This window comes from Stieleria magnilauensis, assembly GCA_007753675.1.
Taxonomy (GTDB): domain Bacteria; phylum Planctomycetota; class Planctomycetia; order Pirellulales; family Pirellulaceae; genus Stieleria; species Stieleria magnilauensis.
Window position 1 is genome coordinate 5,029,842 of sequence record CP036432.1, and the last position, 14,311, is coordinate 5,044,152.

General features: G+C 57.6%; 12 protein-coding genes. 5 read left to right on the top strand and 7 right to left on the bottom strand.

Going from position 1 to position 14,311, the window contains the following annotated elements; translation table 11 throughout:
- The first annotated feature begins 77 nt into the window (after window positions 1–77).
- Window positions 78–1,013 (top strand): family 43 glycosylhydrolase, encoded by a 936-nt coding sequence (locus TBK1r_RS17635; RefSeq protein WP_419581571.1) that lies wholly within the window; start codon window positions 78–80, stop codon window positions 1,011–1,013.
- Window positions 1,014–1,065: 52 nt separating this feature from the next.
- On the top strand, window positions 1,066–2,253 hold the full coding sequence (locus tag TBK1r_RS17640) for a DUF6786 family protein (protein ID WP_145222778.1): 1,188 nt from the start codon (window positions 1,066–1,068) through the stop codon (window positions 2,251–2,253).
- Between the two features lie 137 nt (window positions 2,254–2,390).
- Here the strand turns inward: TBK1r_RS17640 and TBK1r_RS38645 are convergent, their stop codons facing one another.
- The 6 genes from TBK1r_RS38645 to TBK1r_RS17670 all read right to left on the bottom strand — a co-directional run bounded on the left by TBK1r_RS38645 (window position 2,391) and on the right by TBK1r_RS17670 (window position 8,883).
- Window positions 2,391–3,896, bottom strand: a complete 1,506-nt coding sequence (locus tag TBK1r_RS38645; RefSeq protein WP_419581474.1) for an SHD1 domain-containing protein — start codon at window positions 3,894–3,896, stop codon at window positions 2,391–2,393.
- 241 nt (window positions 3,897–4,137) lie between these two features.
- Entirely contained in the window at window positions 4,138–5,658 is a 1,521-nt protein-coding gene (locus tag TBK1r_RS17650) for a mannitol dehydrogenase family protein (RefSeq protein WP_145213299.1), read from the bottom strand.
- Window positions 5,655–7,379 carry a purine-cytosine permease family protein gene (locus TBK1r_RS17655; protein ID WP_145213302.1) on the bottom strand — a complete coding sequence of 575 codons (1,725 nt, stop codon included), beginning with the start codon at window positions 7,377–7,379 and terminating at the stop codon, window positions 5,655–5,657. The genes TBK1r_RS17650 and TBK1r_RS17655 overlap by 4 nt, the downstream gene beginning before the upstream one ends.
- 272 nt (window positions 7,380–7,651) lie before the next feature.
- Complete coding sequence (locus TBK1r_RS17660; protein WP_145213305.1) at window positions 7,652–8,227, bottom strand: PRC-barrel domain-containing protein; 576 nt, start codon at window positions 8,225–8,227, stop codon at window positions 7,652–7,654.
- Between the two features lie 114 nt (window positions 8,228–8,341).
- Entirely contained in the window at window positions 8,342–8,545 is a 204-nt protein-coding gene (locus TBK1r_RS17665; RefSeq protein WP_145213308.1) for a CsbD family protein, read from the bottom strand.
- Between the two features lie 158 nt (window positions 8,546–8,703).
- Window positions 8,704–8,883: a hypothetical protein gene (locus TBK1r_RS17670; protein WP_145213312.1), complete on the bottom strand. Its 180-nt coding sequence runs from the start codon at window positions 8,881–8,883 to the stop codon at window positions 8,704–8,706.
- A gap of 255 nt (window positions 8,884–9,138) precedes the next feature.
- Here TBK1r_RS17670 and TBK1r_RS17675 point away from each other — a divergent pair, with 255 nt between their 5' ends.
- A complete protein-coding gene (locus tag TBK1r_RS17675; protein ID WP_145222782.1) occupies window positions 9,139–10,500 on the top strand; it encodes a dihydrolipoyl dehydrogenase family protein in 1,362 nt (453 codons plus the stop codon).
- Between the two features lie 69 nt (window positions 10,501–10,569).
- On the opposite strand, the gene TBK1r_RS17680 is transcribed toward TBK1r_RS17675, so the two are convergent.
- Entirely contained in the window at window positions 10,570–11,784 is a 1,215-nt protein-coding gene (locus TBK1r_RS17680) for an alginate lyase family protein (protein WP_145213315.1), read from the bottom strand.
- 106 nt (window positions 11,785–11,890) lie between these two features.
- Here TBK1r_RS17680 and TBK1r_RS17685 point away from each other — a divergent pair, with 106 nt between their 5' ends.
- Window positions 11,891–13,348: a sulfatase family protein gene (locus TBK1r_RS17685; protein ID WP_145213318.1), complete on the top strand. Its 1,458-nt coding sequence runs from the start codon at window positions 11,891–11,893 to the stop codon at window positions 13,346–13,348.
- Between the two features lie 575 nt (window positions 13,349–13,923).
- Window positions 13,924–14,274, top strand: coding sequence for an arsenate reductase (glutaredoxin) (arsC, locus tag TBK1r_RS17690; RefSeq protein WP_145213321.1), 351 nt, complete (start codon window positions 13,924–13,926; stop codon window positions 14,272–14,274).
- The last annotated feature ends 37 nt before the right edge of the window (window positions 14,275–14,311 follow it).

Sequence of the window (14,311 nt, forward strand, 5' to 3'; positions counted from 1 at the left end):
CAGAACTTGCCGAACGAACAGAGACACCTTCGGAGCAACGCATGAATAGAATTTATCTGGTCGTCGCAACAGCGTTCATGGCGGTTGCCGCAGGCGCCGACGAGCCCGCCATTGGAACCGTCACCGTCACGCATTCGCCAGTCGAAGGCATCGGCGCCGAACCCGGCGTCATGCGTCGTGATCCCAGCGACATCATCAAGGTCGACGGGTTGTTCTACGTGTGGTATTCCAAAGGCAAGATCTCGCCGGGGTACGATGCGACCGTCTGGTATGCGACCTCACCGGATGGTCACAAGTGGACCGAAAAAGGCATGGCGCTTGCCAAAGGTGAACCCGGTAGCTGGGAAGGGGCGAGTGTCTTTACACCCAATATTCTGGTTGCCGAAGGACGCTATTGGCTGTTCTACACGGGAACCTCCAGAGAGTATGGAAAGGGATTCAATCCTGATTCGAAGATCGGGATCGCGGTGTCGGATTCGCCCGAGGGTCCTTGGCAGCGACTGGCCACCAATCCGGCTTTAAAGAACAGCGACAACCCGGCGGATTTCGACAGCCATCTGGTCGATGATGCCTGCCTGATCGTTCGCGACGATAAGTATTGGTTCTACTACAAAGGCCGCCAGTTGGGAAAAGGTCCTGGGCAAACTCAAATGGGCCTGGCGATCGCCCAGCATCCGCAAGGCCCCTATGTACGGCACGAGGCGAATCCGGTGATCCCCGGCAATCACGAAGTGCTCGTCTGGCCGCAGGGCGCGGGTGTCGCCGCGATGATCGGCACGACAGGGCCCAAAGCGATCACCAATTCGATTCTCTATGCTGAGGACGGAATCAATTTTTCAAAAACGCACAAGGTGATCGACGGCCCGTGGGCCGGGGGAGCCTATCGTCCTGAAGCGTTTTCGCAGAGCGGGACGGGTGAGATTCCTACATGGGGCGTTGAGATCGGACGGGCGAGAGGCCGGAACACTCGGCTGCCCTTCATTGAGCGGTTTGATGTAACGGAGGAACAATAAGATGAAGATACCGATGATGATTCGTTTGGGAATCGCTGGAGCAACTCTCGGCATGGCAACCCACGGGGCTTCTGCCGGCGACACGTTTGCCGACGACCTGGCCTTTCTGAAAAAGCATACGCCGATCGTTGTGTTGCGTGACGGCGGCGCCGCGGTCGCGGTGGCGCCGGCCTATCAGGGCCGCGTGATGACCAGCACCTTCGACCACCAGTCCGGACCGAGCTTCGGCTGGATCAACCGCCCGGTCATCGAACGGGGCCTCCTTTCCGACGAGCAGAAAAAGGGCACGCTCGAAGAGCACATCTATATCTTCGGCGGAGAAGAACGATTCTGGCTGGGACCGGAAGGCGGTCAGTACGCCTTGTTTTTTAAACCCGGATCGAAATTCGAATTCTCCGACTGGGGCACCCCACCGGCGATCGACACCGAAGCCTACGAACTCGTCGAACAAACCGACGCATCGGCAAGGTTCAAGCACGCGACGGAACTGATCAATTACAGCGGCGCCGAGTTCCAGGTGGGGATTGAACGCACCGTGAAACTGCTGGACAAGCAAGAGGCCGCCGAGTTGTTGGATGTCGAACTCGGTGAGGGGCTGCGGATGGTGGGTTATGAAACGGACAACCGAATCACCAACACCGGTTCGCACGCCTGGAAGCCGGAAACCGGCCTGCTTTCGATCTGGATCCTCGGGATGTACAACCCCTCGCCCGAAACAACCGTGGTCATTCCCTTTCAACAGGGCAGCGACAAGAAGCTCGGGCCAAGGGTCAACGACACGTACTTCGGCAAAGTGCCGCCGGAGTACCTGCAAGTCGAAAACGACAAGCTGTTCTTCCGCGGCGACGGCACGCGTCGCGGGAAGATCGGAATCAGTCCGCAACGTTCGAAGGGGATCGCTGGCAGCTACGACGCCGCCGGAGGAGTACTGAACATCGTCACCTACAACGTGCAAGATGCGCCGCACGGATTCGTCAATTCCATGTGGGAGCTGCAGGATCAGCCGTATTCCGGCGACGTGATCAATTCCTACAACGATGGTTCACCGGAACCGGGCAAGCCCCCACTGGGACCGTTCTACGAGCTGGAAACCTCGTCCCCCGCCGCGGCGCTGAACCCCGGCGAGACGATGCGGCACGTGCAGCGAACCTACCATCTGCAGGGTTCGGAAGACCAACTCGACACGCTCGCGCAGCAGCTGCTCGGAGTCCGCCTGGATGCGATCAAGGACGCGTTCTAAGCCGACGCAGTCATGGTTAGCGGCAGGGCGCGAGCCCTCCGGTCCTTCAACGTGTTTTCAAGCTACAACCGGACGGCTCGCGCCGTTCCGCTAACACTTTCAGCGCAAAGAAAACTTCAGGCCTCCTTTACCGCGTGCTACTGCGACTCAATCGCTTTGACAACAGCTTGGTCGGCCGTGCTGAGTCGGCTGATCGGAACGCTCAACTCCTTTCCGTCCGCGCGTTGCAAAACGACATTTGGTCCGTCCACACGAACGAATTGGGCGTCCACCCGGAAGGCTCCCGTGCTGTCACTCCACTGGCGCATGCCGCGCCCCTCGTCCATCTTTTCGTTCGCCGTCGCAAACGGGTTGCTCGTGTTGGCTGGCGGAGGCGATGAACCGGCCGCCTCGACGACGGGTTCGATCCCTTTCCAAAGATTCTTGGCGGCCAGGCTGACGCCGATCACCTTGTGCGTTTGCAACTCTTTCACCCGCATCGCAACATCAAAATCGTTCGGATGCGGCTTGTACCCCCTCATGCGTCTCAGTCGGTTCGCAATGGTTGGCCATTGCGACGAATTTAAATCGGCCATCACTTCGCGTTTCACCTGATCGGTCAACGGCTTGCCTTCCTGTTCTTTGGCTGCCGCTGCCTGTTTCGCATTCCGTTCAGCCGTCCTCTGTTGGAGTTCGGCGATGCGGTCCTGTCGCGCCTTGACGTGTGCGGCATAGGCTTCGTCGGACATCCGATCGTACGCCACCGTCACCGGGATTTTGACATCGGTGTTCTTGGATTGGATGGTCAGATCGACCTTGAAACGCATTGATTCGGTGACGCCGCGTTGGCGATCAAAGACCCAGGTACCCGTTCCGTTCATCTCAAATCCGGTTTCCTCGCTGTTTGCCGCCGGCGAGGACAGAGAATAGGTTTTGCGAATCGTCACCAGATTCCCAGCTTCACTTTGAATCTCGTAGCTCGCTGTTTCCCCGCCGCCGGTTTTGACCGTTTTGTTTTGGTCATTGGCAAAGGGGCCAAACCTCGGACCGAAGCGGGAGTTGCTTGAAGAACGTGAGGTGATGGTCAGACCACTTCCGTCCTGCCATTTCCGAGTCTCTTGCTCGGGGAGTACGTCAAAGGGCAACAAGGAAAGATTGCCCAACAGGAACGGCAGCTGAGAGTCACCTCGCATGCTCTCCACACCGCCGGTGCTGGTCAAGACCAAGGTACTGGTGGACTGAGCGAGTCCTTGAAAATCGGGGCGATCAAACGGACCGCGCGGCATCGGAGGGCCGCCCGGACGCGGTCCAAACCCGCCTCTTCGCGGACCGCTGCCGGACGATTTCGATTTGACAGATTTGCTTAATCCACCGCTGTACTCAACGGTCATCGTTTCGCCCTCGGTTTGCTTTCCGGTAAAGACAATGACTCCTTGCATGGTTTCGACCGAGCTGGGCGCGTCCGCCGTGATGGTGACCGAATATGGGACCACCTCGTCGGGCGCAATTCGGTATCGCAGCGGTTCCGCATTCGCGACGGCCCCGAGCGTCAACGCTACGAAACCGAACGTCGCCGCTACGACACCGACCAAGAAAAGACGGGATGTCGTCCAAAGCATGTCATGCTCCAATTGCCAAAATGGGTTGAATTGATCCGAAGTCATTCTTTTCCCGGCGACCGATGGCCGGAAAAACCGCCAGAAGCATCTGCTGGGTCAGACCTTGGGCGTCACCAGGCTTTCGCTCTTGTCTGCGAAATTAGGCATCGTGGGCTTCAAGTCAGTCCACTATATCTACTCCGGCACCGTAAAAACTGTGGCACGCAAATTGGAAAAACAATTGCCAACGGCTTGTCGATTGAATCAGCCGTTTGGCGTGAGCCTACGGGCCGCGGTGCGTTTGAGTCTACGAGGCACCGCCGGCATCACCGAGCACCGCCCGCATGTGTTCGCTGACGTCGGGCGTGCGGTCCATCCGGTCAAGCATCTCCAGATAAGTCTGCGCAAACCGCTCGTTGTCGGCGAGGTCGCCGAAGAGTTGTTGGATTCTCAGAAATGACAACCGGTCGTCGCGAGTGGCTTTCGCTGCCTCGTGCAAACTTTCTTTCAGCCCATCGGTCACATCGAGTGGTTGGCCGTGGCGATCGGCGTGTTTCTCGCTGTAATAGCACCACGCCGCAATCACGAGTGCCGCGTGACGAATGCTGCCCCCCTTGGCGAGATTTTCGTAGATGGTGGGGATCAGGAAGACGGGTAGTTTGCTGGAACTTTCCAGACAAATCCTGGCCAGGTTGTCACGGATGTTGGGATTGCCAAACCGTTCGATCAACGTCGCCTTGTACTGGTCTAAGTCGATCCCTTCGACGGCATCGAGTACTGGCGTCGCCTCCACGTCAAAGAACTGTCTCAGGAAATCGCGAAACAGATCGTCGTGGATACACTCGTTGATCGTTTGGTATCCGTAAACGCTGCCAAGAATCCCGAGCACCGAATGGCCGGCATTGAGCAGCCGCAATTTCATTTCTTCATACGGCGTGACATTGGAGCAGAATTGCACGTCGACGTTCTGCCAATCCGGGCGGCCCGCCGAAAAGTGGTCTTCGATGACCCATTGGCAAAAAGGCTCGCAGACAACCGGCCACTGGTCGTCGACGTTGAACTCCGTTCGCAGAAACTCGATGTCGGCATCGGTCGTCACCGGCGTGATCCGATCGACCATCGCGTTGGGAAAGCGGACTTCTGAATCAATCCAGGCGGCCAGTTCAGGGTCTTGCAGCCGAGCAAATCCGACCAGCATTTTCCGTGTCAAGTCGCCGTTGTGCTGAATGTTGTCACAGGACTGAACCGTGAACGCCGGCAATCCGCCATCACGACGTTTCCGGAGCGCCGCGGTCAAGTACCCGAACACCAGCTTTGGTTGTGACGGATGATCGACGTCGTGCCTGGCGTCGGGATTGGACGTGTCAAATTCGCCGGTTTCGGCGTCGACGTTGTAGCCGCCTTCGGTGATCGACAGCGAAACGATTTTCGTCGCGGGATCGGCCATCCGATCGATGACCGACGCGGGATCGTCGCAACCCATCAAGAAATCGACGATCGATCCGATCACTCTCGTTTCGATCTTGCCATCGGGATGTTTGACGATCAGCGTGTACAGATAGTCTTGCTGCTTGAGGATCGTTGCCATTTTTCGATCGGACTGGCGCAGTCCGACACCGCAGATCCCCCACTGGGCGGCAGCATCAGATTCCAGACCATTGGATTCGAGCAGCTGATCGGTATAGAAGGCTTCGTGAGACCGATGGAATCCTCCGACGCCGACGTGGACGATCCCCGTGGTCAATCGGCCGCGGTCATAGGTCGGCCGCGAGAGACGATCGGGAAGACGCGAAAGGTTGGCTTGGTTCAACGCAAGCGGCGTGTTCATGTTGATGCCTGATTAAGCTTTTTGGTTCGCTGCAAGACCCAATAGGCGGAGGCGAAGTAGACGATCGTCAAGACGAAACCCCAGGGATAGAAAATGGCGGCGTTGCCTTCGTACGCATCCATGTCGGAACTGCCGAACATCACGACCAGCGCCAAGATCAATGTTGCCGCCAAGGCCAGCCATTTGACGACGCGCAAAACTCTGGTCAGCGTTGAATCGTCATAAACAAGCGCGTTTCTGGAACGCGCTTGTTCCAATTGAAACTCCTTGATCGCTTGATTTCGTTCCCGCTCCGTAGCCTCTTCGGCCGGGTAGCTTTCCCGCGCACCGTAGCGACTGGCCATGAACGTGTAAACGACGATCGTGAACACCCAGGTCGGCAGGAACAGATAGAAGAACGACATCACTTGCAAGTAATTGAGCCCGAATCCGAAGACCAGCCCTGCCGCCCAGGAGGCGATCGCCGGAGTGCTGTACGTCAAACCTTTGTACTTTGCCCAATACCTCGTCAGCGAGACCCGAGGGAAGAGGAAGTGTTCGGCGAAGACGATCGCGCCGACGGGAACCACCAGCAGGCCGGCATAGGTCAACAGCGGCAAAATCTGTTTGTACACAAACGGAAAACAGGCGATCGCGACCGTCACCACGCCCACGGCGAAGGTGACTCGCATCCGCGAGTGGTTGTAAAAGATCGCCTGCGCCGCCAATCCGGCTCGATAGAGGTTTGCGTTGGCGGTCGTCCACCCGGCGATAATCACGATCACGTAGCCCGACAAGCCCAACGCACGGTAGGCAACGTCGCCCGGATCCAGTTCCACGATCGTTGATTTCATCAGTACCGCGGTGCCCGCCCCCATGATGCCGGCCGCGATCCATGCGATGTAATGCCCGAACAGCATGCCCGCACTGGTACAGAGTCCGTAGATGGGTCGCTTGGCATAACGCAGCAGCGCCATGTCGATCAGACCGAAATGGGTGATCGTGTTGGCGGCCCAGGCGAACCCGATCACTTCCAACAATCCGATGCCGGGTTTGCCATCGCTATTGACACCGGTCCAGATGGATCGGTCGCCAATCGTAATGAAGTCGGCGAAACCGTTCAGTTGGGGCCTGCCAAGCACCGCGTCAGAGACTGCCGGAAACAAAACCAGGGCGCCGCTGACAAACATCACGACCAACCAAGGTCCGCAGAGGCTCGAAAACTCAGCCACCGCGTTGAACCCGTACATCGCCACCAGCACCACGATCATCCCCACCACCAGGACGACCACGACGAACAGGGCGTCGGTCGGATACCATTGCAATTGCGCGGGAATGCCCAGCAACAGCCGAACCGCCGTGCAAGAAACGGTGATCATCGCGGATGAAATCACGCTAAAGATCAGCACGTTGGCCCAGTTGTACAGATCGCTCATCGAATCTCCGGCGATCTTGTGGAGATACGTGTACAGACTCAGCCGAGTCTGAACGGCGATCGGCGTTGTGATCAGGGTCCAGCTCAAAATCGCCAGCACGTTGCCGACCAGCAGCCCAATCAGAATGTCTTGGGTCGAAGCGCCCAACGCTACGAAGGTTGCACCGATCACAAACTCGGTCGCCGCCACATGCTCACCGGCATACAACCCCGCAAAGTGAGTCCATCCGTGCAACTCGTGCTCCGCGACCGGCAGCTGCTCGGGGTTCATTTCAGCAACGGAAATGTCACGAGCGTTATCGGTCATGGCTATCCGCTGCCGGCGTCAGGCTTCAAATGGAAAAGTTAATCGCCTATTGGCGACTTGCGGGCTGATTGCCAGCAGTATCAAGTCTAGACGGCGGCGATCATTCCCACAAGTTCGCTGCAGGGGGTTGCACGGTCAGCGCCGGCCGGGTTTGAAATCGTTGTCGACGCGGAATCGCGGAGGCAGAATTGACGAAGGCTGCCGCGAACGCATGGTCCGCGGCAGCCTTGTCGTCACCAAGCTGCAAATCCGGTTGTGTCTTCTGGCTGAGTCTACTCGTCGTTGGACTCGCGATTGAGTCGCTTCATTCGCTCTTTCGCGTCTTCGTTTCGGTTGATGCCGTAACGCTTGTCCAACTCGCGAGCCCACTGACGGTCAGCCATGTCGGGCCAATGATCTTCGTCGAAGCCCTCTTGGCCTTCGAGTTGTTCCTGCGTGACGTTGAGTACAAGCACATAGTCATCGGCATCGATATCGTCGTCACCGATTTCGTCTGGATCGACTTGCACTTTGAACGCTTCAAACGGCACGGCAAACAGTTTGTTTCCCAAACCGATGAACCCGCCGTAGGTCACCGCGGCGTACTTCACTTTGCCGGTCCGGGAATCGATCACGATATCCTTGATTTCACCGACACTTTCGCCTTGTGAATTCTGGATATTGTAACCCATCAGTTGGCTGACCCGGATGTTCGCACCACGGGTCTTCTCGTCGAGTTTTCCGGCGTCTGCGGAACGCCGTTGAACGCGTTGGCGTTCCTTGGTCTCGGATTCTTGGGCAACCGCGGCAGTCACTGTCATGCAAGCGATCGCGGTGGTCGCCAACAAAGTGTGAATTGCAGTTTTCATAATTTTCGTACTTTTGGTTACGCTCTGAGAGTCGTTTGGTTACACACAGCGGGAAGGAGGTCACAGTGCCCAAACGCTGTGTACTGTTGGGCACTGTGGAATTGCGTTTGGCGGCTAGCAATTGCAAGAGGACTCGAACTCTCGCACTTGGCGTTCTGCTTCATCGCGTGCGATGCCATATCGTTCTTGCACGACACCGACCATCTCTTCGCGTTTGCCGTCGATGCGATCGAGTTCGTCATCGGTCAGTTTGCCCCACTTCTGTTGCGCCTGACCCTTGACTTGTTTCCACTTGCCTTGGATTTGATCCCAATTCATGTTGTTGTCCCCTTATTGAGTGTCAGAAGAATGCCGCCTTGCCGAGCGGCCCAAACGACATCGTGCACGTTGTGGACCAATGCGGAAGAACTTGATCGGCTGTTTGGGCAACGCGGTTTTTGTGAGGGTCTGCCCGCTGGCTTGCGGGCGGTTGGTTGCTAATCGACCACCTCGACGTCCACGTCGCCCGTTTCGCGATCACGTTGGACTTCCACTTCGCCGTCGGGCGTTTCCACTTCTAACACTGTTTCTTTGTTGTCGCAGCCCGCTAAAGCGAAGCCGAGTGTGGCGGCGAACGTCAACAACAATGCATGCATGAAGTCTCGATAGGTTCTCACAGCAGGTTTCCTGAATTTGCGATCAAAGGTTGCAGTGCCGTGCTTGACGCCACGGTCTTGAAGTCGGCCCATCGGCAACAACACCAACAGGACGATGACGGGCGACCCATAGCAAAACTTGTGCCGAGTGCTTTGGCACACTGCGTGCATTTGAGTTACTGCGTGCATTTGAGATTTGAGAGCGTATCCGATTGATACCTGCGACTTGATTCTGGACGCGACTTGATTCACGTACCGACGGGAGACTCCACTGTGATGAGAACAAACCGGTTTGACCTCATTGCGATCGGAACCGGTCCGTCCGCGTCAACGGTAGCTGAGAAGACCGCCGACGATGGCAAGCGTGTCGCGGTCATCGAATCGCGGGAATTTGGAGGCACCTGTGCGCTACGCGGGTGCAATCCGAAAAAGGTCTACACCAATGCTGCGAACTTGATCGATCGGACGCGCGGAGGACAGGACAAGTTCATCAAATCCGACGGGGTTCGTGTCAACTGGGCCAAGCTGTTGGAATTCAAGCGTGAATTCACCGAACCGGTGCTGGAACATAGTGAAGCGTCGTTCCAAAAACGCGGGATCACAACCTTTCATGGAGAGGCGTCATTTGTCGATCCGACGACCATCCGTGTCGGTGAACACCAATTATCGAGCGATCGCATTTTTGTCGGCGTCGGGGGCCACCCTCGACCGCTCGACGTCCCCGGTGGTGAGCTGGCAATTCACAGTGACGAGTTCCTCGAGCTGGAATCGATTCCCCAGCGCTTTGTCTTCATCGGAGGCGGCTATATCTCCATGGAGTTTGCGTGCGTGGCGGCCCGCTGCGGATCCCAGGTCGTCGTGCTGGAACGGGGCGACCGGGTGTTGTCGCCCTTTGATCGAGACTTGGTCAAGCAGTTGGTCCGATACGGGAAGTCGCGTGGACTGGACGTCCGAACCGATGCGGAGGTCACCGAGATTTCCCAAGGGGATGATGGGTCATTCGTCGTGCAATACCGTCAACCGGATCGGAATCACGCGACCCTGCAGACCGATCTGGTGGTTCACGGTGCGGGTCGTGCGCCGAACCTTGACGGCTTGAATCTAAAGGCCGGAAACGTTGCGTTCGGCGACGACGGAATCAAAGTCGATTCTCTGATGCGCAGCGTGTCCAACCCGTCCGTTTTCTCTGCCGGTGACTGCGCCGACACGGGAAAACCTCGCCTGACTCCGGTTGCCAACGAAGAGGCTCGCGTCGTCGTCAAAAACCTGTTCGCCGAACACCCGCAAGTGCGGCCAGACTATGGACAGGTTCCGAAAGTCGCCTTTACCGTTCCGCCGATCGCATCGGTGGGGATGTCACAACACCAAGCAGAAGCATCGCACAAGGTTGTCGTTCATCATCAAGACACGTCGTCATCGGGTTCGGTCCGCAAAACACTTCAACCTTGTGGCGGGTACAAAGTACTGATCGACAAAGACAGTGATCGTATCCTCGGGGCACACCTGATCGGCCCGGCTGCGGACGAGACGATTAACTTGTTCGCACTGGCCATGAAGTTTGGTTTGACAGCGACGGATATCAAGTCGACGTTGTTCGCATTCCCGACGCATGCGTCCGATGTGCGGCAGATGCTTTGAGCCCTCCGCGTTTACGATGTCCTAACCCCGGATGACGGTTCTTAACGAAACGCCGCAACGGCAGGGTTGCTAATTGATCGGTTGGAGGTCAGCCGGATGCCCGGCATACATCAGGGTATCCAGATGCGAGGCTGCCGATCGGCGGCGGCGACGGTCGCGGCGTGAATTCGCATCACGCTGGTTCGCGTCACGCTGGTTCGACGCCTCGCGCGTCTCCGACTGACTTTGGCGGAGTTTTAATGCGGCTTGCTCGGTGTAGGGAGCTTCCATGCCTCTGCGGTTGTGGTAGTGATTGAAGACCCGTTCATACATCGGGCGCAGTCTGCCGCGACTGTTGCTGGAGATCGATTTGTAGTGATAGCGTCCTTCCACACTTCGGTACGCGACGTATGGCACATCGAAACCCAAGTTGTACTTTGCGGTGTACTCAAATCCCTTCAGCAGCCGGTTGTCCAGGGCGCCGTACAGGTCGACGCCCTGGATCCACGCCGTCTCGCAAGTATTGGCTAAGAACTCCAATCCCATCTGGGTGTGGGCCTGGTCTCGACCCGATTCTTGGCATTGCCCGGATTCCATGAAGTAGTTTCCAATCGCGCCGTTGCCTTTGCCGCGGAGAAAATAATCCTTGGCCCGGTCGAACATCTGTTGGTCGTCCAAGAAGACGCCCATCGCGATCATCACCTGCAACATGGATGCGTCCCAATTGCCGTTTGCCGTCGGATAAAAGTCTTTGATCACCGGGTACCAGACGTTTCGCAGCATCGATTCGAATTGTGCTTGCTCCTTCTCAGGCCATTGTCCCCACGTGTGTTTTAGAAGTTCCGCTGCGATGCAAAAGTCGTGCCCGCTCATGCCGATCAGCAATCGGGCATCATGGTTGCCGATCGACTGCAGCGTCCCGGACCACGCGTTGAGGATCTCTGCAGACTTGACGGCGTGCTGCTCCTTTCCCGAAAGAGCCCAGCAGAGCGCATGGTAGTAGGCCGCACGTGCATCACTGCTGAATTCGGACGATCCGATGTTGGGATCGTTGTAGGGACCACGCTCGACGTGTGCGAAAGGCTGCGGTTTCCAGTCGATCGAGGCAGAATGCGAGTTGCGGAGTCGTTCCCACGCATCACCCCACGGTTGTTCCCCCGCCGCGATCTTGGATTTGACAAACTCAATGCCGGCTCGGCTGTGGGCGACGCCGGGGTGGACAAATTCGCCAAACGCGGGCACGCCTTGGGTGCAGGTGAGCACGAGAACGAAGGTGGCGAGCGACACAATTGGCATTTTGTTCATGTGCGTGGTGTCTCGTGCGAGTGGTTGGTATTCTGAGTCCGAACGATCTGTTCGGATGACCTGTAAGACGAAATAGCGGTAAACGAAGCAAGTATACTACGCGGCCATGAACTACCAACAAACAGCGCTTTCGGTCTTTCTCCTCGCGGCGGCAATCTTTGGCGGGGCGCATCCTGAGGCCTCCGCCGCGAACACGGCTACCCCCAATCTTGTGATCATTTTTGCCGACGACCTCGGATACGGGGACGTCAGTTGTTATGGGGCGACAAAGATCAACACTCCGAACATTGATCGTCTGGCGAGCCAGGGGATGCGGTTTTCGGATGCTCATGCGGCAGCCTCGCTGTGTTCGCCCTCCCGTTACGGATTGTTGACAGGTCAATCCCCTTGGCGGCTTCACAGAAAAGGCAATGGTTACCGCCTCAATCCCGGCCAGACCACACTTGCATCCTTCTTGAAGCAGGCCGATTACACGTCGGCGGCGATCGGGAAATGGCATCTGGGATACAGCAAAGACTGGAACGAATTGCCGATCACTGGGCCGCTGGAAGTCGGCTTCGATTACCACTTCGGCGTGCCCTCCAATCACAACGATTCCACTCGGGCGTTCATCGAAAACCACGATCTGGTGGGTCGCAAGCCGGGCGAACCCTATCGCATCGTCAAAGGCCGTGACTTTCCCGAAGGCCTCGCCCAGCCGCGGGTTGAAGACCAAGTCGACAGCACACTCACCGACAAGGCCGTCGCATTTCTGCAACGCAATGCGGACCAACCGTTCTTTCTGTACTTTACCCCCTGCGCCCCGCACACCCACGTCACCCCGGCGGCCGAGTTTCGAGGCAGCAGCAATGCCGGACTGTTCGGGGACCATGTGCAGGAACTCGATGCGCATGTCGGCACGATTCTGGACACGATCGATGCGTTGGGGCTTGCCGACGAAACATTGGTCGTGTTCACCAGCGACAACGGATCCACGCCGAAGGATTTTAAAGGAACCCATGGCGTCAAATTGAATCTCGCCGATGACTCCGGAGACATTCTCAAAAAGTACAAGACCGCCAAGGAAGATGCGAAGAAGATGGGGCACGTCACCAACGGGCCATGGCGCGATGGGAAAGGCTATGCCTACGAGGGCGGCCACCGAGTTCCCTTGATCGTTCGTTGGCCGGGACGAATCGAAGCAGGAAGCTCGTCAGACTGCACGGTCACGTTAACGGACTTGTTCGCCACGTCGGCGGAGTTGATCAGCGGTGAACTTCCGCATCATGTCGCCGTCGACTCGTTCAGCTTGCTTCCGGTGCTGCTGGGCAAGGAACGCCAAATTGCCGGGCGAGAAGCGGTATTGATTCTGGGCAATGGCAAGGACAGTGCGATCGCGGTCTGCACCGGTCGCTGGAAGTTGATCGTGCGGTACGGTAGCGACAAGGACCGAGGGAATGAGTTGTACGACTTGGCCAACGATCCGGGCGAACAGACCGATCTCTCCGAAGAACGGCCCGAGGTCGTGAAACGACTGCAAGCCCTGCTTGAGCAAGCCGAACGAGACGGACGCACCCGGTCTTAATGAACGGGCAAACAAGCGGCGCGTCAACACTCCAGCGGGAAGCGTTAGCGACCGGCGCGCCACCACACCAGCGGGAAGCGTTAGCGACCGGCGCGTCTCCACACCAGCGGCAAGCGTCACGGCTTGTCGGTTGAGTCCGCTCACACGTGGGATCAGCCGTATCGCGCCAGCGTACGGGCCTCAACCAATTCCGCTCGGTCAACCTGAACAACGGCGCCCGTAGGCTCGCGCCAAACGGCTGATTCAATCAACCGGCCAACCAGCGAGCAGCAAGTGTCCCGTCCACCGGCAATCGCGACAGCTTGTTCACATCATCCCGCGCCCAAACACAAGGGCCCACGCAGCGCCCTCGCTTACGTGTTCGGGCCGGCATGATCACGTTGGCCGGTGAACACCCATTTAATCAACCATCGGGTGAGCGAACGGCGCGCGCAGAATTTATAACCGACGCCTGTCCGGGGCTAACATGCCGCTGACGGCGCGTGCAACACAGAACCACCTCGCCGCAGGATGACGCCGACGGTTCCCGTCGACACACTTTGCACCCGTGCGACTAATCCAATTCCTAAAATGCAATGACGAAACTGTATCACAATCCCAGGTGCACCAAATCGCGAGCCGCGCTCGAATTGCTCCAGTCCCGTGGCATCGAATTCGATGTCGTCAACTACCTGGACGATCCACCGAGCCAAAGTGAATTGCGGCAGATCATCAAGATGCTGGGGATCAAGCCGAAAGAACTCGTCCGCAAGGGTGAGAAGCTCTACAAGGAACTGGCGCTGGGCGACCAGGACCTGACCGACAAGCAATGGATCGCGACGCTGACCGAGCATCCCAGGTTGATCGAACGGCCGATCGTGGTGCACAACGGCAAGGCTGCGATCGGTAGGCCTACCGAAAACATCGAAGCGATCTTGGGATCCTGATTCGGCCCAGCGATGGCACTCCCCAATAATCTTGCAC

Coding starts and splice junctions, on each gene's coding strand:
- TBK1r_RS17635 (WP_419581571.1), top strand. CDS start 78: ATGGCGGTTGCCGCAGGCGCCGACGAGCCCGCCATTGGAACCGTCACC.
- TBK1r_RS17640 (WP_145222778.1), top strand. CDS start 1,066: ATGGCAACCCACGGGGCTTCTGCCGGCGACACGTTTGCCGACGACCTG.
- TBK1r_RS38645 (WP_419581474.1), bottom strand. CDS start 3,896: ATGACTTCGGATCAATTCAACCCATTTTGGCAATTGGAGCATGACATG.
- TBK1r_RS17650 (WP_145213299.1), bottom strand. CDS start 5,658: ATGAACACGCCGCTTGCGTTGAACCAAGCCAACCTTTCGCGTCTTCCC.
- TBK1r_RS17655 (WP_145213302.1), bottom strand. CDS start 7,379: ATGACCGATAACGCTCGTGACATTTCCGTTGCTGAAATGAACCCCGAG.
- TBK1r_RS17660 (WP_145213305.1), bottom strand. CDS start 8,227: ATGAAAACTGCAATTCACACTTTGTTGGCGACCACCGCGATCGCTTGC.
- TBK1r_RS17665 (WP_145213308.1), bottom strand. CDS start 8,545: ATGAATTGGGATCAAATCCAAGGCAAGTGGAAACAAGTCAAGGGTCAG.
- TBK1r_RS17675 (WP_145222782.1), top strand. CDS start 9,139: ATGAGAACAAACCGGTTTGACCTCATTGCGATCGGAACCGGTCCGTCC.
- TBK1r_RS17680 (WP_145213315.1), bottom strand. CDS start 11,784: ATGAACAAAATGCCAATTGTGTCGCTCGCCACCTTCGTTCTCGTGCTC.
- TBK1r_RS17685 (WP_145213318.1), top strand. CDS start 11,891: ATGAACTACCAACAAACAGCGCTTTCGGTCTTTCTCCTCGCGGCGGCA.
- arsC (WP_145213321.1), top strand. CDS start 13,924: ATGACGAAACTGTATCACAATCCCAGGTGCACCAAATCGCGAGCCGCG.